General features: G+C 56.7%; 17 protein-coding genes. 2 read left to right on the top strand and 15 right to left on the bottom strand.

All coding sequences use genetic code 11. The features are described from left to right. Positions 1 to 30: 30 nt before the first annotated feature. From ACFPM8_RS10460 to ACFPM8_RS10390, 15 genes are all read right to left on the bottom strand, one after another. Positions 31 to 1,368: a mechanosensitive ion channel family protein gene (locus tag ACFPM8_RS10460; protein ID WP_378997486.1), complete on the bottom strand. Its 1,338-nt coding sequence runs from the start codon at positions 1,366 to 1,368 to the stop codon at positions 31 to 33. After that, positions 1,368 to 1,949 carry a phospholipase D-like domain-containing protein gene (locus ACFPM8_RS10455; RefSeq protein ID WP_378997485.1) on the bottom strand — a complete coding sequence of 194 codons (582 nt, stop codon included), beginning with the start codon at positions 1,947 to 1,949 and terminating at the stop codon, positions 1,368 to 1,370. Before ACFPM8_RS10455 ends, ACFPM8_RS10460 begins: the two co-directional genes overlap by 1 nt. Before the next feature lie 18 nt (positions 1,950 to 1,967). Then, the gene (locus ACFPM8_RS10450) at positions 1,968 to 3,221 is read right to left on the bottom strand and encodes an RsmB/NOP family class I SAM-dependent RNA methyltransferase (RefSeq protein ID WP_378997483.1); all 1,254 of its coding nucleotides are present in this window, start codon (positions 3,219 to 3,221) and stop codon (positions 1,968 to 1,970) included. 95 nt (positions 3,222 to 3,316) lie between these two features. Then, the gene (purN, locus tag ACFPM8_RS10445) at positions 3,317 to 3,925 is read right to left on the bottom strand and encodes a phosphoribosylglycinamide formyltransferase (protein WP_378997482.1); all 609 of its coding nucleotides are present in this window, start codon (positions 3,923 to 3,925) and stop codon (positions 3,317 to 3,319) included. A 159-nt stretch (positions 3,926 to 4,084) separates the two neighbouring features. Then, positions 4,085 to 4,501 carry a barstar family protein gene (locus ACFPM8_RS10440; RefSeq protein ID WP_378997481.1) on the bottom strand — a complete coding sequence of 139 codons (417 nt, stop codon included), beginning with the start codon at positions 4,499 to 4,501 and terminating at the stop codon, positions 4,085 to 4,087. Between the two features lie 50 nt (positions 4,502 to 4,551). Further along, positions 4,552 to 4,974, bottom strand: a complete 423-nt coding sequence (locus ACFPM8_RS10435) for a guanyl-specific ribonuclease (RefSeq protein ID WP_378997705.1) — start codon at positions 4,972 to 4,974, stop codon at positions 4,552 to 4,554. A gap of 111 nt (positions 4,975 to 5,085) precedes the next feature. After that, entirely contained in the window at positions 5,086 to 6,270 is a 1,185-nt protein-coding gene (locus tag ACFPM8_RS10430; protein WP_378997480.1) for a patatin-like phospholipase family protein, read from the bottom strand. 114 nt (positions 6,271 to 6,384) lie between these two features. Continuing rightward, positions 6,385 to 8,847, bottom strand: coding sequence for a sodium-translocating pyrophosphatase (locus ACFPM8_RS10425; RefSeq protein WP_378997704.1), 2,463 nt, complete (start codon positions 8,845 to 8,847; stop codon positions 6,385 to 6,387). 345 nt (positions 8,848 to 9,192) lie between these two features. Then, positions 9,193 to 9,849 carry an adenylate kinase gene (gene adk, locus ACFPM8_RS10420; protein WP_378997478.1) on the bottom strand — a complete coding sequence of 219 codons (657 nt, stop codon included), beginning with the start codon at positions 9,847 to 9,849 and terminating at the stop codon, positions 9,193 to 9,195. A gap of 216 nt (positions 9,850 to 10,065) precedes the next feature. Continuing rightward, positions 10,066 to 10,818 (bottom strand): 3-deoxy-manno-octulosonate cytidylyltransferase, encoded by a 753-nt coding sequence (gene kdsB, locus ACFPM8_RS10415; RefSeq protein ID WP_378997476.1) that lies wholly within the window; start codon positions 10,816 to 10,818, stop codon positions 10,066 to 10,068. 22 nt (positions 10,819 to 10,840) lie between these two features. Next, positions 10,841 to 11,047 carry a Trm112 family protein gene (locus ACFPM8_RS10410; RefSeq protein WP_378997475.1) on the bottom strand — a complete coding sequence of 69 codons (207 nt, stop codon included), beginning with the start codon at positions 11,045 to 11,047 and terminating at the stop codon, positions 10,841 to 10,843. Beyond that, positions 11,028 to 12,098: a tetraacyldisaccharide 4'-kinase gene (lpxK, locus tag ACFPM8_RS10405; protein WP_378997474.1), complete on the bottom strand. Its 1,071-nt coding sequence runs from the start codon at positions 12,096 to 12,098 to the stop codon at positions 11,028 to 11,030. The genes ACFPM8_RS10410 and lpxK overlap by 20 nt, the downstream gene beginning before the upstream one ends. After that, positions 12,085 to 12,519, bottom strand: coding sequence for an ExbD/TolR family protein (locus ACFPM8_RS10400; protein WP_378997473.1), 435 nt, complete (start codon positions 12,517 to 12,519; stop codon positions 12,085 to 12,087). The genes lpxK and ACFPM8_RS10400 overlap by 14 nt, the downstream gene beginning before the upstream one ends. A gap of 10 nt (positions 12,520 to 12,529) precedes the next feature. Further along, on the bottom strand, positions 12,530 to 13,135 hold the full coding sequence (locus ACFPM8_RS10395) for a MotA/TolQ/ExbB proton channel family protein (RefSeq protein ID WP_378997472.1): 606 nt from the start codon (positions 13,133 to 13,135) through the stop codon (positions 12,530 to 12,532). Between the two features lie 284 nt (positions 13,136 to 13,419). After that, positions 13,420 to 13,701, bottom strand: a complete 282-nt coding sequence (locus tag ACFPM8_RS10390; RefSeq protein WP_378997470.1) for a hypothetical protein — start codon at positions 13,699 to 13,701, stop codon at positions 13,420 to 13,422. Between the two features lie 262 nt (positions 13,702 to 13,963). On the opposite strand from ACFPM8_RS10390, the gene xseA reads away from it, so the two are divergent. Both xseA and sodB read left to right on the top strand, forming a co-directional pair. Next, positions 13,964 to 15,325, top strand: a complete 1,362-nt coding sequence (gene xseA / locus ACFPM8_RS10385; RefSeq protein WP_378997469.1) for an exodeoxyribonuclease VII large subunit — start codon at positions 13,964 to 13,966, stop codon at positions 15,323 to 15,325. Positions 15,326 to 15,574: 249 nt separating this feature from the next. Continuing rightward, entirely contained in the window at positions 15,575 to 16,153 is a 579-nt protein-coding gene (gene sodB / locus ACFPM8_RS10380; protein ID WP_378997468.1) for a superoxide dismutase [Fe], read from the top strand. Positions 16,154 to 16,188: the final 35 nt, after the last annotated feature.

The following is a 16,188-nucleotide window of genomic DNA, read 5'->3' as shown; positions in this document are numbered from 1 at the left end:
AGCCGAATTTAGACCGTAATTGTACCCTTATTATTGAGCACTTTTGATATTTGGCGAATCTTGTTGCGAATTGGTGCCGAGATTTTCTTCCTGCGATAGCTTGATATCGCGTTTCACTTGCGCCACCTTGATCTGGTTGGTCTGCAGCACGCACCAGATTGCACGATTAACGTCAGACAACACGTTCAGGCGCCCGTTCTCGGGATCGGTGATCCAGAATCCAATTTCCAGCTCCAGACCGTCCGCACCAATCTTCAGCAGTAAAGCCTGCGGCAGGACATCGTTCGAAACACGGTTGACAGCGATAACAGCTTGCTCAAGCAATAACAATATCCGTTCGACGTCATCCTGATAAGCGATCGTTACATGTGTTGCAAGCCGCAAAATACGGTGGGTCAATGAATAATTCTGGACCGCATTGCTCATGAACACTTCATTGGGCACGACCGACTCAACGCCGTCCAGCCCTTCCAGTACGGTATAACGACTATTGATCTGGGTAACTTTCCCATAAAACGTACTGACCCCGACCATGTCGCCGATGGCGAGGCTGCGCTCCAGCAAGATCACGAAACCGGAAACATAACTACTGGCGATCTTTTGCAAGCCAAGACCAAGCCCCACGCCCAATGCACCGCCGAACACGGATAACACTGTCAGATCAATACCGACCAATGACAGGCTCAATAACAAAGCGACCACAATCAGGAACGCACGCGCCATGCGTGCAACCACGGTCCTGATTGACGAGTGCATGGTATTGACGCGCATCAGGCGCTCTTCCAGCGTGGCGCCGGCCCACAATGCGATCACCACGGTCACAAGTACGGACACCAGTGCCTGCAGGATTGCCAGTAGCGAGACTTGATAGCGGCCGATCGGAATGATCGTGCTATCCAGGTACGCCACCAAATCAGGCCACAAGCCGGTGATATACAGTAGCAAGCCGATCCATACCAATGCGCCAAAAGTCTTTTCAAACAGCAGCAGGAAGGTCCCGACGCTACTATTGCGCGCAAAAATCCGGCGCAATACGTAAAACACAAAACGCATCAGCGCCAAGGACGCTACCAATGGAATCATCAGCCGCAGGAAATTGACCGGCTGATGCCATTTCAACAGGGCCAACCTGGCCAGCAGCAAGAGCAGCAAGGTCAGTATCGGCGTCAATACCTGGGCAAAACTGCCAAGGCCAATCTGCATCACCGGCGGCTTGACTCCCGCCACGGTAAACGTGCGGCGCAGCACACGCGCCAGCAGCCAGCCAAGGCCGATACATAGCAGTAGCAATCCAGCCTGCGCCAACAAACCGGGCGCCCGCAGATTGCTCGCCAAGTCGTTGATCAAATCAGTGAGAATATCCGGCATTATTTTGTGTACGGAATAGCGTCTTGGCGGTGACGCTCCCAATTCAAGGCGTAACGCGCCGCCAACGCCGGGTTTTTGCGCGCGATCAGAATGTTTTCGGCATTCTTATGTTGTGCGCTCCAGGTGAAATTAAAACTGCCGGTAATCACCGTAGCATCGGTAGCGTCTGGATCAATCACAATGACTTTGTTGTGCGCATTTTGATAGCGCGTTTCCAACCAGACCGGTACGTCGGCGGCCGCCAATGCTGCCGCCTTGCTTGCCCCAACTTGTTCCATCTGCCGGCCGTCGACCAGCACCCGGACATCGACCCTGCGCCGCTTGGCGGCAATCAAGGCATCGACGATCTTTTGATTACTCAACAGGTAGGCTTGGACCAGTACCTGATTTTTGGCCATAGCCAGGTTCTCGACAATCAAGCCCTCGATGTCGTCCCACGGTGCAAATGCCGGCTGCAAGGTGCCCACCGCACTTTGCGGCGGCACAGCGGAATCGAAGGCACCGACCGACGCAGAAGCCAGTGCTGCGCAGATCACTATGCCCTGCCCGATGCGGCGAATCAGGCAAGGCAGGCGCCTCATCGACGGGCCTTCAAGCACTTACTTACGGACGAATACCGCAGCAAAAAAGCCGTCGGTCTGATGCTGATGCGGCAGCAATTTTAGGTAGTCGCCCATCTCCAGTACGATCTTTTGCTCGGCCAAAACATCCTTCATCGGCAGCAGCGCAAAATCTTCGTGGCTTGCCAAAAACTGCGCGGCAATAGCTTCGTTTTCTTCATCCAGCAAACTGCAGGTACCGTAAACCAGGCGACCGCCCGACTTCACCAAGCGTGCCGCGCTCGACAAAATCGCAATTTGCTTGGCGTTCATTTCGACGATGGTTTCTGGCGTCTGACGCCATTTGACGTCGGGATTGCGACGCAAAGTGCCCAGGCCGCTGCAAGGAGCATCGACCAGCACGCGATCGATCTTGCCGGCCAGACGTTTTACCTTGCTGTCGTTTTCATGCGCGATCAGTACCGGATGAATATTCGACAAACCGCTGCGCGCCATGCGCGGCTTCAGTTTTGCCAGCCGCTTCTCGGACACATCGAATGCGTACAAACGACCGGTGTTGCGCATCGTCGCGCCCAGCGCCAGCGTCTTGCCACCGGCTCCGGCACAGAAATCGACCACCATTTCGCCCCGCTTGGCGCCGACGATTTGCGCCAGCAACTGGCTGCCCTCGTCTTGCACTTCGATCGCACCGTTCTTGAATAGCGGCAGATTTTGCAGCGCCGGTTTTTTTATCACACGCAAACCGAGTGGTGCATAAGGCGTTGGCTCACACAGAATCGGCGCCTCAGCCAAGGCCGCGACGACTTCTTCGCGGGTTGCCTTCATAGAATTGACGCGCAGGTCCAGCGGTGCCGGTTGATTCATTGCGTCGGCCAGTTGTAAGGTCGTGGCTTCGCCGTCGCGCGCCACCAGTTTCTCAAACAGCCACTGCGGCAGGTTGGCGCGCATTGCCGCCGGCATCAGGCTGCGGTCGATCAGGGCGACCCGCTCCAGCCACTCTGTTTCTTCTTCGGACAAGCCGCCCAAGGCGTCGGCGCCGACGGCGTCTGCCAGACCCAGCAAGGTCATGCGACGCATGGTTGGGCCATTACCCGATTCGGCGAAACTGGTGTAAATCGATTTATTGCGCAGCAAGCCGTAGACCGCTTCCGCGACCACTCCGCGCTCGCGCGAACCAAGCTTGGGATGTTCGCGGAAATAGCGCGACAAGGTGCCATCTGCTGGGCCGGTAAAACGCAAAATTTCGCGCAGGACTTCTTCGGTATGACCGATGATCGCTGGTGGCAATCTCATGTTGAATCTTTCATAAAAATCTTTCGGTGTTGCTACTACTTGCTACGTCGTTTTGTGTTGCCACATGCGGCGCGCCTAATCAGCGCTGATGTTCACTATTGTTCACTCACCAACACGCGGCCGTCCTCGATGGTTAGGCTATCCTCGATAAACCAGCGCACTGCACGCGGATATAGCTGATGCTCTTCAATCAGCACCCGCGCTTCCAGTGTCTGCTCGGTGTCGCCTTGATGTACCGGCACCACCGCCTGCGCCACGATCGGACCATTATCCAGCGTTGCAGTCACAAAATGCACAGTAACGCCATGCACTTTGACACCCGCTGCCAAAGCCTGCCGATGGGTCGCGATACCCGGAAAACTGGGCAACAGTGAGGGATGAATATTCAACATGCGGCCAGCATAATGCTGCACGAACGGCGCGGTCAGGATACGCATGAATCCGGCCAGGACGATCAAATCGGGGGAGAATCCATCAATCACGGTCCGCAACGCGGCATCGAACCGTTCACGATCGGGATAATCTTTATTCGCCACCACGGCCGTTGGGATGCCTTGCGCGGCAGCGAACGTCAGGCCCGCGGCATCGGCCCGGTTGCTGATGACGGCGGTGATTCTGGCAGGCCATTGCTCGGTTTGAGCGGCGCGGACGATGGCTTCCATGTTGCTGCCACGTCCGGAAATCAGGATAACAATGCTTTTCATGGCGCGCATTGTACCTTCTGCACTACTGTTTTTGATCAAAAGCACCTGCAAAATATTATTTTTGCAACAGGTGCTAGGCTGTTTGCGAAAGCAGGCCAAGAACGAAAAAATACTCTACAGCAAAAGAACGGCCGTCCGCTCTGCCCTTCGGCTCAAGTATCAGGGAAGCAGGTTTTGCACTGAAAACGAGTAAAACACTCGAAACGCTACTTTCTTGTCGGCCCAAAAATCTGCGCTGTCGCGGAACACATCCAGCAGAGTTTCGCGCGCCTCCTTGTCGAACTTGGGCGTGTTCGGCAATTGCTCCAACACCACGACAAAGCCGGGTTGCGCACCGGCTTTATACGCCAGATCGGTCAGGCAATCCTTAAGCGCATCGAAATTCTTGCCAAAATGTTTGGGGAAGTGAAAAGACTGCGCGATATTCGATAAAACTTGTTGTTTGGTCGTTGCATCCGCGCAATACGCATACAAGAAATGCTGCCCGAGACCTTCAGCCTCCGCCTGCAAGTCGGTCACACGAAAGGCGCGAATGGACTGCACTACATTTGGCTGCACGGTTTTAAACAAACTCATTTTTCCCTCAGCTAGAGCAATGATGGATTGCTGTTGTTTTTGTATCTCAGTCACTCTTGAATGCGTCTGAAAGTTTGGTAATGATCGTCGGTGTAATAATATTCCCCCGAATACTGGGGATTGCCACCGGCAATAATACGACGTGCACCACGATTACGGGCGCGTGGGGTCTTGACCGTGAATTCGTGATAATACCCGCGCTTTTGCTTTGGCAAAACCCCCTCATAGTTGCCGAAGACCACTCCGTCCTTGGCATACGGAAACGGCCCGCCTTGTTTAATCAGCACCAGCGTAGCTTGCGCTTCTCGCGGAAGCTGCGACAAGGGCACCACATCCGGCGGCAAAGGCCCGCGTGCAAAAACCTGAAAAGAGAACAGTAAGCCAACCAGAAGCAGCATCCAGTTGCGCATAAACGCGAAGCTGAAGCCCGGGCTTGGACCGGAGAGCCGGCCCTGAGTTGCATGATTTGACATCAATTTAACAAATTTGAAATAACCGATACCGTAGGGTAACGTGTTGCTCAAACCGAATCAACCCGTATCATCACCGTCAGTGGCACTGATCGTTGCGCATCGCCAGAAAAGCTACGTGCTTGACCGATCGGAAAAAAAATTCACCACCTCATCCTGACGCGCCCACGTATCCTTTTTTCCCATCCGGATCAGGTCGCGCGTATAGCCGGACTCGAATAATAAATAAGAGGCCAGCCCGGCGCCGTGCGCGTCGGTGCCGCCAAGGCCGCTTAACAGGACCCTGATCGGCACTGGCAAGCTGTCAATATGTTTGCACGCGATATCGTCGATCTGCTCCGATGGAGAAATGATCAACATGTCGACCGGCTTCAACGCTACTTGCGCACGCTGCTCCTCGGTCAAAAAAGACAAGGTGTGATTGATCCGCTGCAGGCGTTCGATATCGACCGCCAGCCCATCCAGGAAAATGCTGGTGAGTGCATGATTGGCAATTTGCGCCAGGCTGGGATAACTGGCAAATAGCGGCAAGTCCGACGGCGATTCCTTGCGGCGGCCAGCGCCGACCACCAGCACCTTGCTGGCGCCGAGATGGATCGCAGGAGAAATCGGCGCCAGCTGGCGCATCGAACCATCGCCGAAATATTCCCGGCGACCATCGCAATAAATCGGGACCGCAGGAAAGATGAATGGAATCGCGGACGACGCCAGCAAATGCACGACCCCGATCTGATCCCTGACGGCACGCCGCTGACTGCGAGTCCAGTTCTGGATTTCCGTAGCGCTGCTTTGATAAAACGTGATGTGCTGACCGCCGCTATATGACGAGGCAGTAATCGCCAGCGCCTGCAACGCGCCCTTGTTTAAAACCGCGTCCAGCCGTTCCAGATCCAATAGCCGATGCAGCATGGTAACCAGCGGCGTGTTGTCGAGCAGTGAAGTCGGCGGATTGGCATGCCACTTGCGCAATAACCAGCCGAAAGACAGCAACGACAACCAGCGCGCACCGGAACGCAATATCCCGAGCGAGTCGGCGCGATATACCTGTTCGACCGTGAAGTGCTCCCACACGTCCAGCAGTTTTTGCACACCTTCGCCGAAGTGATCGGCACGGCAGGCCAGCGCCGTCGCATTGATGGCGCCGGCTGAAGTGCCGCAAATGATGTCGAATGGATTGCGCTCGGACGGCCAGCCCTGCCCCCGCAAAATGGAAGCCACCGCGTCCATCACCCCGACCTGATACGCGGCGCGCGCGCCGCCGCCGGTCAATATCAGGCCTGTTTTTATCTGCATGGACATGAGATTAACAGGGGGACGGACTTTGGGGAATGCGGCATCTGATATGGCGCGACGTCGCGGGCCGAGTATGGCGGCGCACTGCCCCAATTAACTCTGCGCCGCCACCCTGAGTTCTCATCGAATGCTTACCTCAACCCGCCGCGCCTCTGCGTTGTCGCCTGCGGTCGTCACCCGCGGCTTTTCCAGCACGATCGCATCTTCAGGAACGCCTGCAATCAACAACAAGGCTTTCACACTCTTGGCACGCTCTTTTGCGATTTCCTCATTTTTCGCAGGATCGCCAGTGGCATCGTGAAACCCGCTCAACACCACTTTGGCATCTGCTTTGGCTTTGGCCGTGCTCACAATGGCCGCCAACTGTGCAGCCGTACCCGCTGCGGCTTCGGTCTTGCCGGATTCAAAATACACAATCGTCGTCTGCGCCGGCGTCGGTAACTGCCGGTCGCTGCTGTCGCCGGCATTGCTGCCGACACTCTCCGCGCCAGACGGTTCTACCAGGATCGGCAGCATCCGCTGCCCCATCGTCGCAGTCTGATTCAACCCCACCCCGGGTAACAAAGGCACCAGCAACAAAGCCACGATATTGATGATCTTGATCAGCGGATTGACCGCCGGGCCGGCGGTATCCTTATACGGATCGCCAACGGTGTCGCCGGTCACCGCGGCCTTGTGCGCGTCCGAACCCTTGCCGCCGTGATGACCGTCTTCAATGTATTTCTTCGCGTTGTCCCAGGCGCCGCCGCCGGTAGTCATCGAGATCGCAACAAACAGGCCGGTCACGATCGTGCCCATCAACAGCCCACCCAACGCCGCCGGTCCCAATAACAAACCGACCAGGATCGGCACCACCACCGGCAACAGCGACGGGATGATCATCTCCTTGATCGCGGACGAGGTCAGCATATCGACCGCCTTGTCGTATTCCGGTTTGCCGCTGCCATCCATGATGCCCTTGATGTCGCGGAACTGGCGTCTCACTTCAATCACCACCGCGCCCGCGGCACGTCCGACAGCTTCCATCGCCATCGCTCCGAACAAATAGGGAATCAAGCCGCCGATGAAAAGTCCGACGATCACCTGCGGATTCGACAATTCGAATGCCGTGCTGTTGCCGACCGAATCCAGCGCATGCGTATAGTCGGCAAACAGCACCAATGCCGCCAACCCGGCAGAACCGATGGCATAGCCCTTGGTAACCGCTTTGGTGGTATTGCCAACCGCGTCCAGCGGGTCGGTAATGGCGCGTACCGACTCCGGCAAGCCGGACATCTCGGCGATGCCGCCGGCATTATCGGTGATCGGACCATAGGCATCGAGCGCGACAATGATGCCGGCCATCGACAGCATGGCGGTGGCGGCAATCGCAATGCCGTACAGGCCACCCAGCCAGTATGAAGCGAGGATAGCCAGGCACACTGCCAATACCGGAAAGGCCGTCGACTTCATCGACACGCCGAGACCGGCAATGATGTTGGTGCCGTGGCCGGTAGTGGAGGCTTCGGCGATGTGGCGCACCGGCTTGAATTCGGTGGCGGTGTAATACTCGGTGATGTACACCATCAACCCGGTCAACACGATACCGATGATGGCCGAACCCATCATCGGCACCCGCATCGACGGCGGCAGAATGAGCCAGGTCACGACCGCAAAACCGATCAGGCTCAGGCCGGCGGCCCACAGCAGACCGGTGTACAGCGCCGACATGATTTTCTTGCCGGGTTTGGCCTTGACCATCGAGCATCCCGCAATCGACGCCAGTATCGACACGCCGCCAAGCATCAACGGATACAGGACCGCCTGCAATTCAGCCCCTTTGATCAACAATGCGCCCAGCAACATGGTGGCGATCAATGTCACCACATAGGTTTCAAACAGATCCGCTGCCATACCGGCGCAATCGCCGACATTGTCGCCGACGTTATCGGCAATCACCGCTGGATTGCGAGGATCGTCTTCAGGAATCCCGGCCTCGACCTTGCCGACCAAATCGGCGCCGACATCGGCGCCTTTAGTAAAAATGCCGCCGCCCAAGCGGGCAAAAATGGAAATCAGCGAAGCGCCGAATGCCAATCCGATCATCGGCCGGATAATGTCGTGCAGTGAGACCCCGGATCGTCCTTCAAACGATACCAGCCACAGAAAGAACAGCGTCACTCCCAACAGGCCGAGACCGACCACCAGCATGCCGGTAATCGCACCGCCGCGAAAAGCCACGTCCAGCGCCGCACTCATCCCCTTGGTTGCGGCCTGCGCGGTACGCACGTTGGCGCGCACCGAGACATTCATGCCGATGAAACCGCAGGCGCCTGACAACAATGCGCCGACCATAAAGCCGACTGCGGTAATCGGGCCCAGCCCTGGGATGAGCGCGATGATGATGAACAGCACAATGCCAACCATGGCGATAGTGCGGTACTGGCGGGCCAGATAGGCGGCGGCCCCTTGCTGGATAGCTGCCGCGATTTCCTGCATGCGTGGATTACCGGGGTCCTGCTTCAATATCCAGCTGCGCGAGACCAGCCCGTAAATGACGGCGACGATACCGCAAACGACAGCAAACCATAGACCTGATGCCATATTGATTCCTCCTGTTTTTTTGACGACAGTCACGGCAAAGTAAAACAACCACACCACTGCGGGAAGCTGCACCGTCAAATCAACGGCATTAAACGGCATTCATTTCCTGCAAATACTGCGCACTGCAAAACTTTTCGTCGGCCTGTTGTGTTCGGAAGAATGGCTGGGCTGGCCGAAATGGATCTTTTTCTTGGTACTTTCCTTGAGCTTCTCTTTAGTCAGTTGAGGACAGAGTAATTCGCCGCGCTACGGTGCCTCTTAAACTCTGTCCCGCAAATCATTGGCTTGTTGAAGACAGAATAATTGTTTGGGTAATAAAAAAGCGGACCCAAGGTCCGCTCTGTTTTACGCTTCCAGTGCCGCAAATGCACTATCGCGAATTTGTTCGACCGGTCCTACGCCGGCGATCTTGCGATATTTAGGTGCGCCGGGCTGGCCCGACTTGGCCCACTCGCCATAATAATTGACCAACACTTCGGTCTGCTCGTGATATACCGACAGGCGCTTCTTGACGGTTTCTTCCTTGTCGTCATCGCGCTGGATCAAGTCTTCGCCGGTGACGTCATCCTTGTTATCGATTTTTGGCGGGTTGTACTTGGCGTGGTAAGTGCGGCCAGACGACAAATGCACGCGACGGCCGCTCATGCGCTCGACAATCGCCTCATCCGGGACATCGATTTCCAGAACGTAATCAATCGTCACACCGGCTTCTTTCATCGCGTCAGCCTGAGGAATCGTGCGCGGAAAACCATCGAACAAGTAGCCGCTGGCGCAATCGGCCTGCTTCAGGCGGTCCTTGACCAGGCCGATGATAATGTCATCCGATACCAGGCCGCCTGCGTCCATCACCTTCTTCGCTGCGATCCCGAGCGGGGTGCCTGCCTTGACTGCTGCGCGCAACATGTCGCCGGTGGAAATCTGCGGGATGTTGAATTTCTCTTTAATGAAAGTCGCTTGCGTGCCTTTACCGGCACCAGGCGCTCCTAAAAGGATGAGGCGCATGTTAAGTCCTAAGGTAAGTTTGAGAAATTGATTGTGGTGGCGGCTTGTTTCTCAAACCTGTAGCGACGCCACCCGAGATGCTTATTATATTTATAGAAAGCTAAATTTGCATGAAACATACCACACAATTTTATCCACAGACGGTGCAACCGCCCTTTCCACCGAATCATTGGTCATTCAACGCTTATTTGAACATGTTTTCAACGGTCAAATACATCAGGATCCGAATAAGCGCCTGACCCGTTCCAGATCGTCCTGCGTATCAACGCCTGCAGCCGGTGCGGACGGCGCGATATGCACCGCAATCGAATACCCGTGCCAAAGCACCCGCAGCTGCTCCAACGCTTCAATCTGTTCCAACGGCGATACGCTCAGGGTTGGATAAGTTTGCAAAAATCCATTGCTATACGCGTACAGACCGATATGCCGCAATGGCGCATACGCCGCCGGCAAACTGTGCTGCGTCAGTGCGAAGCCGTCCCGGTGCCATGGAATGGTCGCCCGCGAAAAATACAGCGCGCGACCAGCCTGGTTCAACACTACCTTGACCACATTCGGGTTAAAAGCGTCGGCGGCTGATTCGATCTGGTGCGCCGCGGTAGCCATCGGCACCTGTTCGGTAATCTGCGCAGCGGTGGCAGCTATCAATGCCGGATCGATCATCGGCTCGTCGCCTTGCACGTTGACCACTACCGCATCGGCAGCCAGCCCCAGTGCAGCGGCAACTTCGGCAATCCGGTCGGTGCCCGACGGATGGTCGGCACGCGTCAAGCGCGCTGCGATGCCGTGTTGCTGGCAGACCGCCATGATCTCGGCGTGATCGGTGGCGACGATGACTTGCGCCGCGCCTGATAGCGCGGCCCGCTCGGCGGTGCGCACGATCATCGGCTTGCCGCCGATATCGGCCAGCGGCTTGTTGGGCAAACGGGTGGAGGCCAGTCGGGCCGGGATAATGACGGTAAAGGACATTGCTGGTCTTGTTTAAATGAAATTACTCCGCAGGAGCCGGCGGATTGGCTACTGCTTGCGCAGCATCACTCAGATCACGCGCCTGGTCGGCCCACATGATCGGGATACCATCGCGGATCGGATAGGCCAGCTTGTCAGACTTACAAATTAATTCTTGCGCTTTCTTGTCGTATTGCAGCGGACCTTTGCAGATCGGGCAAACCAGGATATCAAGCAGTCGGGTGTCCACGGAGTTTCTCCACAATTTGGTGTGCCAGCGCTTTATCGATCTGCGCCGTCACTGGAACGACCCATATACGCGGGTCGTTTTTGATAGTTTCTATTTGACGACATTTTACTGCATCCTTTTCGGTGATCAGAATGATCTCGGCCTGCACCGCCGCGAAAGGATTGTCGGAAAAATCATAGTGGTCCGGCAATGCCACGGATTCAAATACCAACCCGGCAGCGCTCAACATCGTAAAGAAGCGCTGAGGGTTGCCGATCCCGGCGGCGGCGGTAATCCGTACTGCCGGCACACCAGAAGCGCTCTTTTGCAAAGCCGACAACAACATCACCTGAGCCGGGTCGTCGAGTCGTTCAGCTTGCTCGCCCACCAGTTTCATGCGGATCGACGCTTCCGGCATCGACGCCGGCATCGCATCGGCATTCACCACGGTAAAGTCACGCCGCCTCGATGCCGGTTCGCGCAAGGGCCCGGCCGGCAACAACCAGCCGTTGCCGACACCGCGCGCATCGAACAGCACGATTTCGATATCGCGTCGCAAGCGATAGTGTTGCAAACCGTCGTCGGACAAGATCAGATTGACCTCAGGATGCGCCTGCAACAGCGCTTGGGCGGCAGCTGCCCGATTGCGGCCTACCGCTACCGGACATTGCGCACGACGAGCGATCAACAGCGGCTCGTCGCCGACTTCCGATGCCAGCGACAAGGCCGTGACATGCTTTACGGCAGATTCGGCATCATCCGGCTGCGCGCCGTAACCACGCGAGATGACGCCGGGTACATAGCCGGCGGCGCGCAACGCTTGCACCAACCAGATCGTCAGCGGCGTCTTGCCGGTGCCGCCGATAAAAATATTGCCGACCACGATCACCGGTACCGGCAGTTGGACACTGGCTTGCCAGCCGGCGGCGTACAAGCGACGCCGCACCCCGACCACCAGCTGAAACAAGAGCGATAACGGCCATAGCAACCAAGCCAGCAGTCCACGCCGCTGCCAGGCGGCGCTCAGGACTGACTCGGCCGAGATGCGGGTCGAGGGACTATTTGTGGCCACTCGTCTGCGCGGCGAATGTGACCTTATCGAAATTTGCCAGACGCGCCGCTTCCAGCACATTGATCACGGTTTGATGGGTCGCCATGGCGTCGGCATTGATGATCACCACAGGTTCCTGCTTGGACTGATTGTTGGCTAATGCCGCGCTTTTCAGATCCTGGGCAAGTTCGGCGGCATCCTTGGACGATACCTGGACGTTATTGACCGCGTATTGACCTTGCGGATTCACCGCCACATTAATCTCGAACGGCTGCTGCAATGCCTTGTCGGCGTCGGCCGTCGGCAGCGTAATCTGCAACGCGGTGAATTTGCTGTAGCTGGTGGTCACCATCAGGAAGATCACGATCACCAACAGTACGTCGATGAACGGGATCAGATTGATTTCAGGGTCTTCGCGACCCTTGCCTTTGCGGAAATTCATACGGTGACCTTTATTTGCGCGCGCCGTGGACGGTATCCACAAACTTCACCGCCTGCTGTTCCATATCGACGATGAAGCTGTCGACCAGCGCCCGGAAATGCCGGTAAAAAATCAGCGCCGGCATTGCGATCGCCAAACCGAACCCGGTGTTATACAGCGCCACCGAGATGCCGTGACCCAATTGCGCCGGATCCGCGCCGGCGCCAGTGGTGGCACCGAAAATCTCGATCATCCCAATTACCGTGCCGAACAAGCCCATCAACGGCGCCAGCGAAGCGATGGTGCCCAGCGTGGTCAGAAAGCGTTCGAGCTCATGCGCCGTAGCCGCACCGGCTTCCTCGATCGACTCCTTCATGATGTCGCGCGGCACATTGACGTTGCGCAGACCGGCGGCCAGCACTCGGCCCAGCGGCGAGTTGGTTTCGAGATTGGTGACGACTTCGGCGTTGATCTTGCCGTTGTGATAGACCCGGATTACTTCCTGCAACAACTGCGGCGGCAAAATGCGCGCCCGGCGCAAATACACCAGGCGCTCGATAATCAATGCGGTGGCAATGATGGAGGCAATTAACAATAGCCAGATCGGCCAGCCCGCTGCTTGAATAATGGAAAACAAAAGAGACTCCTTAGTGGATACAAATTCAGTACAAATAGGGGGTTCATCAACACGGATGCAGAATGTAACTTGTTGAGGCTTTGTGAGCAAGCCTGAGTAACATTGATCTGCACAAAACCCGTTTCAAATTAATCACATGGGCACCTCGAAAAACCGTAGCGAGCGGCCCAAGGTCGGGTTGAGAAGCGCAGCCGTACAAGAGGTACGGCGAGCATCACAGACCCGAGATTGGGCCGCGCAGTAGGTTTTTTCGAGGTGCCCAGAATCCCCCGAAGTTCCACACACTAAATGTGAGCAAGACTGTGGACAAGTGCTGGAATCATACTCAAAGCCACTGATTTAAAAGGCTTTTTTAAGCCTGCATCAAAAACGTGCAACGCCTGCCGGCGATCTTGCATCAAAAGTTCTCCACAGATTTTGGGGATAACTTTGTGAACAAGCACACTGGACTCCTCCGAAGTCCTTGATTGAAAAGGAATTTCCATCGCTGTGAAGGTTTGGTGCAAATACCCGAAAAACCAGTTTTTTCCTAGAATTAATGGTCGCAAATAAGCATTTATAGTCATTCCGACACAACTTTCATTGTCGCCGCCAGCAAAGCAGCGACTTTCCAGAGTTACCCACAGAATTTGTGGATAACTTTGTGGGAAAGCTTACTGGGATTATTCAAAGTCATTGATTTGTAACGATTTTCCGTTCATGTACAACAAGCGTGCTTGACGCTGCGTTTATTTCACAGACTGACGAACACCGACGCCGAGCGCCCGCCTGCGCCGTTCAGCTTTACAATGCCTGCCATAAATTATTTACTCGCCGCCGAAAGATCGCATGAATCTCTTTAGCCCCACCGACAAGCAATCCAGCGGCCCGCCGGTCATCTCGGTTTCCGCTTTGAACCAGGCCGTGGCCCGGATGCTGGAACGGTCTTTTCCGCTGACCTGGGTCTCCGGCGAGATTTCCAACTTCACCCGCGCCGCGTCCGGCCACTGGTACTTCACGCTGAAAGATGACGCAGCCCAGGTGCGTGCCGTGATGTTCAAGGGACGCGCGCAATATGCCGGCTTCATCCCGCGCGAGGGCGACAAGGTCGAGGTCCGTACGCTGGTCACACTGTACGCGCCGCGCGGCGACTATCAATTGAATGTCGAGACCATCAGACGCGCCGGCGTCGGCAATCTATATGAAGCGTTTTTGCGGCTCAAGGAGAAGCTCAACGCGGAAGGCTTGTTCGACCCGGCCCGCAAGCGCCCGCTGCCCCAGTTCGCCACTTGCATCGGCATCGTCACCAGCCTCCAGGCCGCCGCGCTGCGCGACATCCTGACCGCGCTGGCACGGCGCGCGCCGCATGTGCGGGTGATCCTGTATCCGACCCCGGTACAAGGCGAAGCCGCGGCCGAAAAAATCGCACGCGCCATCAATACCGCCTCGGCCCGCGCCGAGTGCGACGTGCTGCTGGTATGCCGAGGCGGCGGCAGCATCGAAGATTTGTGGTCGTTCAATGACGAAGCCGTGGCCCGCGCCGTCGCCGCCGCCGCGATGCCGGTGATTTCCGGAGTCGGTCACGAAACCGACTTCACGATTGCCGACTTTGCGGCCGACCTGCGCGCCGCGACCCCGACCGCTGCCGCCGAACTGGCGGCGTTCCCGCGCACCGATTGGCTAGCCACACTGGAAGCCCATGCCGAACACCTGACCCGCGCCTTGCAGCGACGACTGGGCGATGCCGGCCAAAAACTCGACTGGCTGACGCGCCGCTTGAGCAGTCCGGCCGCCACGATCGCGCACGAACGCCTCAAACTGCAAACCCTGCAAACCCGGCTGGCGCATGCCACCCGCATCCCGCTGACGCAATCGCGTTACGCGCTACTCAATCTGCGCACCCGCTTATCCGCGCACCTGCCGAACACAACCGCGCAACGTGCACAGTTGTCCGAGCAAGCGCGCCGTCTGAGCAGCGCGTTCGTGGCACGGAACCGGGATAACCGGCAAACGCTGGCGGCGCTCAATGCGCAACTGGAATTATTAAATCCGCAGCGCACGCTGGAGCGAGGCTATGCCATCGTGACCGACGCCAAAGGCCACGTGATCCGCACGCCGCAGGCGCTGCAACCGCGCCACTTCATCACCTTGCAACTGGCCGAGGGCAGCGCCAAAGTCGGAATAGACAGCGTGCAGCCGACCCTGGATTAGGCACCTCCAAAAACCTACTGCGCGGCCCAATCTCGGGGCTGTGATGCTCGCCGTACCTCTGTACGGCTGCGCTTCTCGCCCCGACCTTGAGCCGCTCGCTACGGTTTTTAGAGGTGCCCTTAAGACGGTGCTAAACCTGCTGCATTGAATGGATAAGCGATTTACAATAGCCTGCTTGACACCTGTTCAACAGCTGCTCAAGCAACAGATTCTGAGTCTTTCCCAATAAAATCAAACGAAGGAAGCACCATGACACACACACTCCCGCCCCTGCCGTACGCAATGGATGCACTGGCACCACACATTTCCAAAGAGACGCTCGAATATCACTACGGCAAGCACCATCAGACCTATGTGACCAACCTGAACAACCTGATCACCGGCACCGAATTCGAAAACGCATCACTGGAAGACATCGTCAAGAAATCTTCCGGCGGCGTATTCAACAACGCAGCGCAAATCTGGAACCACACCTTTTACTGGCACAGTCTGTCGCCACAAGGCGGCGGCGCACCGACCGGCGCACTGGCAGATGCGATCAATGCGAAATGGGGTTCGTTCGACAATTTCAAGGCTGAGATGACCAAGTGCGCGATCGGCACTTTCGGTTCCGGCTGGGCCTGGCTGGTGAAAAAAGCCGACGGCACGCTCGACCTGGTATCGACCTCCAATGCCGCCACACCGCTGACCACCGACGCCACGCCACTGCTGACCGTCGACGTCTGGGAACACGCGTACTACATCGACTACCGCAACGCCCGTCCAAAATACCTGGAAGCATTCTGGGCATTGGCTAACTGGGAATTTGCGGCGAAGAATTTTGCTTAAGGGTTTTATTGCTTTGCCGCAGTTTTAAATAGGCA

Source organism: Paraherbaspirillum soli (assembly GCF_042654985.1).
In the GTDB taxonomy this organism is placed as follows: Bacteria; Pseudomonadota; Gammaproteobacteria; order Burkholderiales; family Burkholderiaceae_D; genus Paraherbaspirillum; species Paraherbaspirillum soli.
This window is presented reverse-complemented; position numbering and strand designations above follow the sequence as displayed.

Excerpts from the sequence above, each read along its gene's own strand:
- ACFPM8_RS10460 (WP_378997486.1), bottom strand. The coding sequence starts at position 1,368 with ATGCCGGATATTCTCACTGATTTGATCAACGACTTGGCGAGCAATCTG.
- ACFPM8_RS10455 (WP_378997485.1), bottom strand. The coding sequence starts at position 1,949 with ATGAGGCGCCTGCCTTGCCTGATTCGCCGCATCGGGCAGGGCATAGTG.
- ACFPM8_RS10450 (WP_378997483.1), bottom strand. The coding sequence starts at position 3,221 with ATGAGATTGCCACCAGCGATCATCGGTCATACCGAAGAAGTCCTGCGC.
- purN (WP_378997482.1), bottom strand. The coding sequence starts at position 3,925 with ATGAAAAGCATTGTTATCCTGATTTCCGGACGTGGCAGCAACATGGAA.
- ACFPM8_RS10440 (WP_378997481.1), bottom strand. The coding sequence starts at position 4,501 with ATGAGTTTGTTTAAAACCGTGCAGCCAAATGTAGTGCAGTCCATTCGC.
- ACFPM8_RS10435 (WP_378997705.1), bottom strand. The coding sequence starts at position 4,974 with ATGTCAAATCATGCAACTCAGGGCCGGCTCTCCGGTCCAAGCCCGGGC.
- ACFPM8_RS10430 (WP_378997480.1), bottom strand. The coding sequence starts at position 6,270 with ATGTCCATGCAGATAAAAACAGGCCTGATATTGACCGGCGGCGGCGCG.
- ACFPM8_RS10425 (WP_378997704.1), bottom strand. The coding sequence starts at position 8,847 with ATGGCATCAGGTCTATGGTTTGCTGTCGTTTGCGGTATCGTCGCCGTC.
- adk (WP_378997478.1), bottom strand. The coding sequence starts at position 9,849 with ATGCGCCTCATCCTTTTAGGAGCGCCTGGTGCCGGTAAAGGCACGCAA.
- kdsB (WP_378997476.1), bottom strand. The coding sequence starts at position 10,818 with ATGTCCTTTACCGTCATTATCCCGGCCCGACTGGCCTCCACCCGTTTG.
- ACFPM8_RS10400 (WP_378997473.1), bottom strand. The coding sequence starts at position 12,519 with ATGAATTTCCGCAAAGGCAAGGGTCGCGAAGACCCTGAAATCAATCTG.
- ACFPM8_RS10390 (WP_378997470.1), bottom strand. The coding sequence starts at position 13,701 with ATGACTATAAATGCTTATTTGCGACCATTAATTCTAGGAAAAAACTGG.
- xseA (WP_378997469.1), top strand. The coding sequence starts at position 13,964 with ATGAATCTCTTTAGCCCCACCGACAAGCAATCCAGCGGCCCGCCGGTC.
- sodB (WP_378997468.1), top strand. The coding sequence starts at position 15,575 with ATGACACACACACTCCCGCCCCTGCCGTACGCAATGGATGCACTGGCA.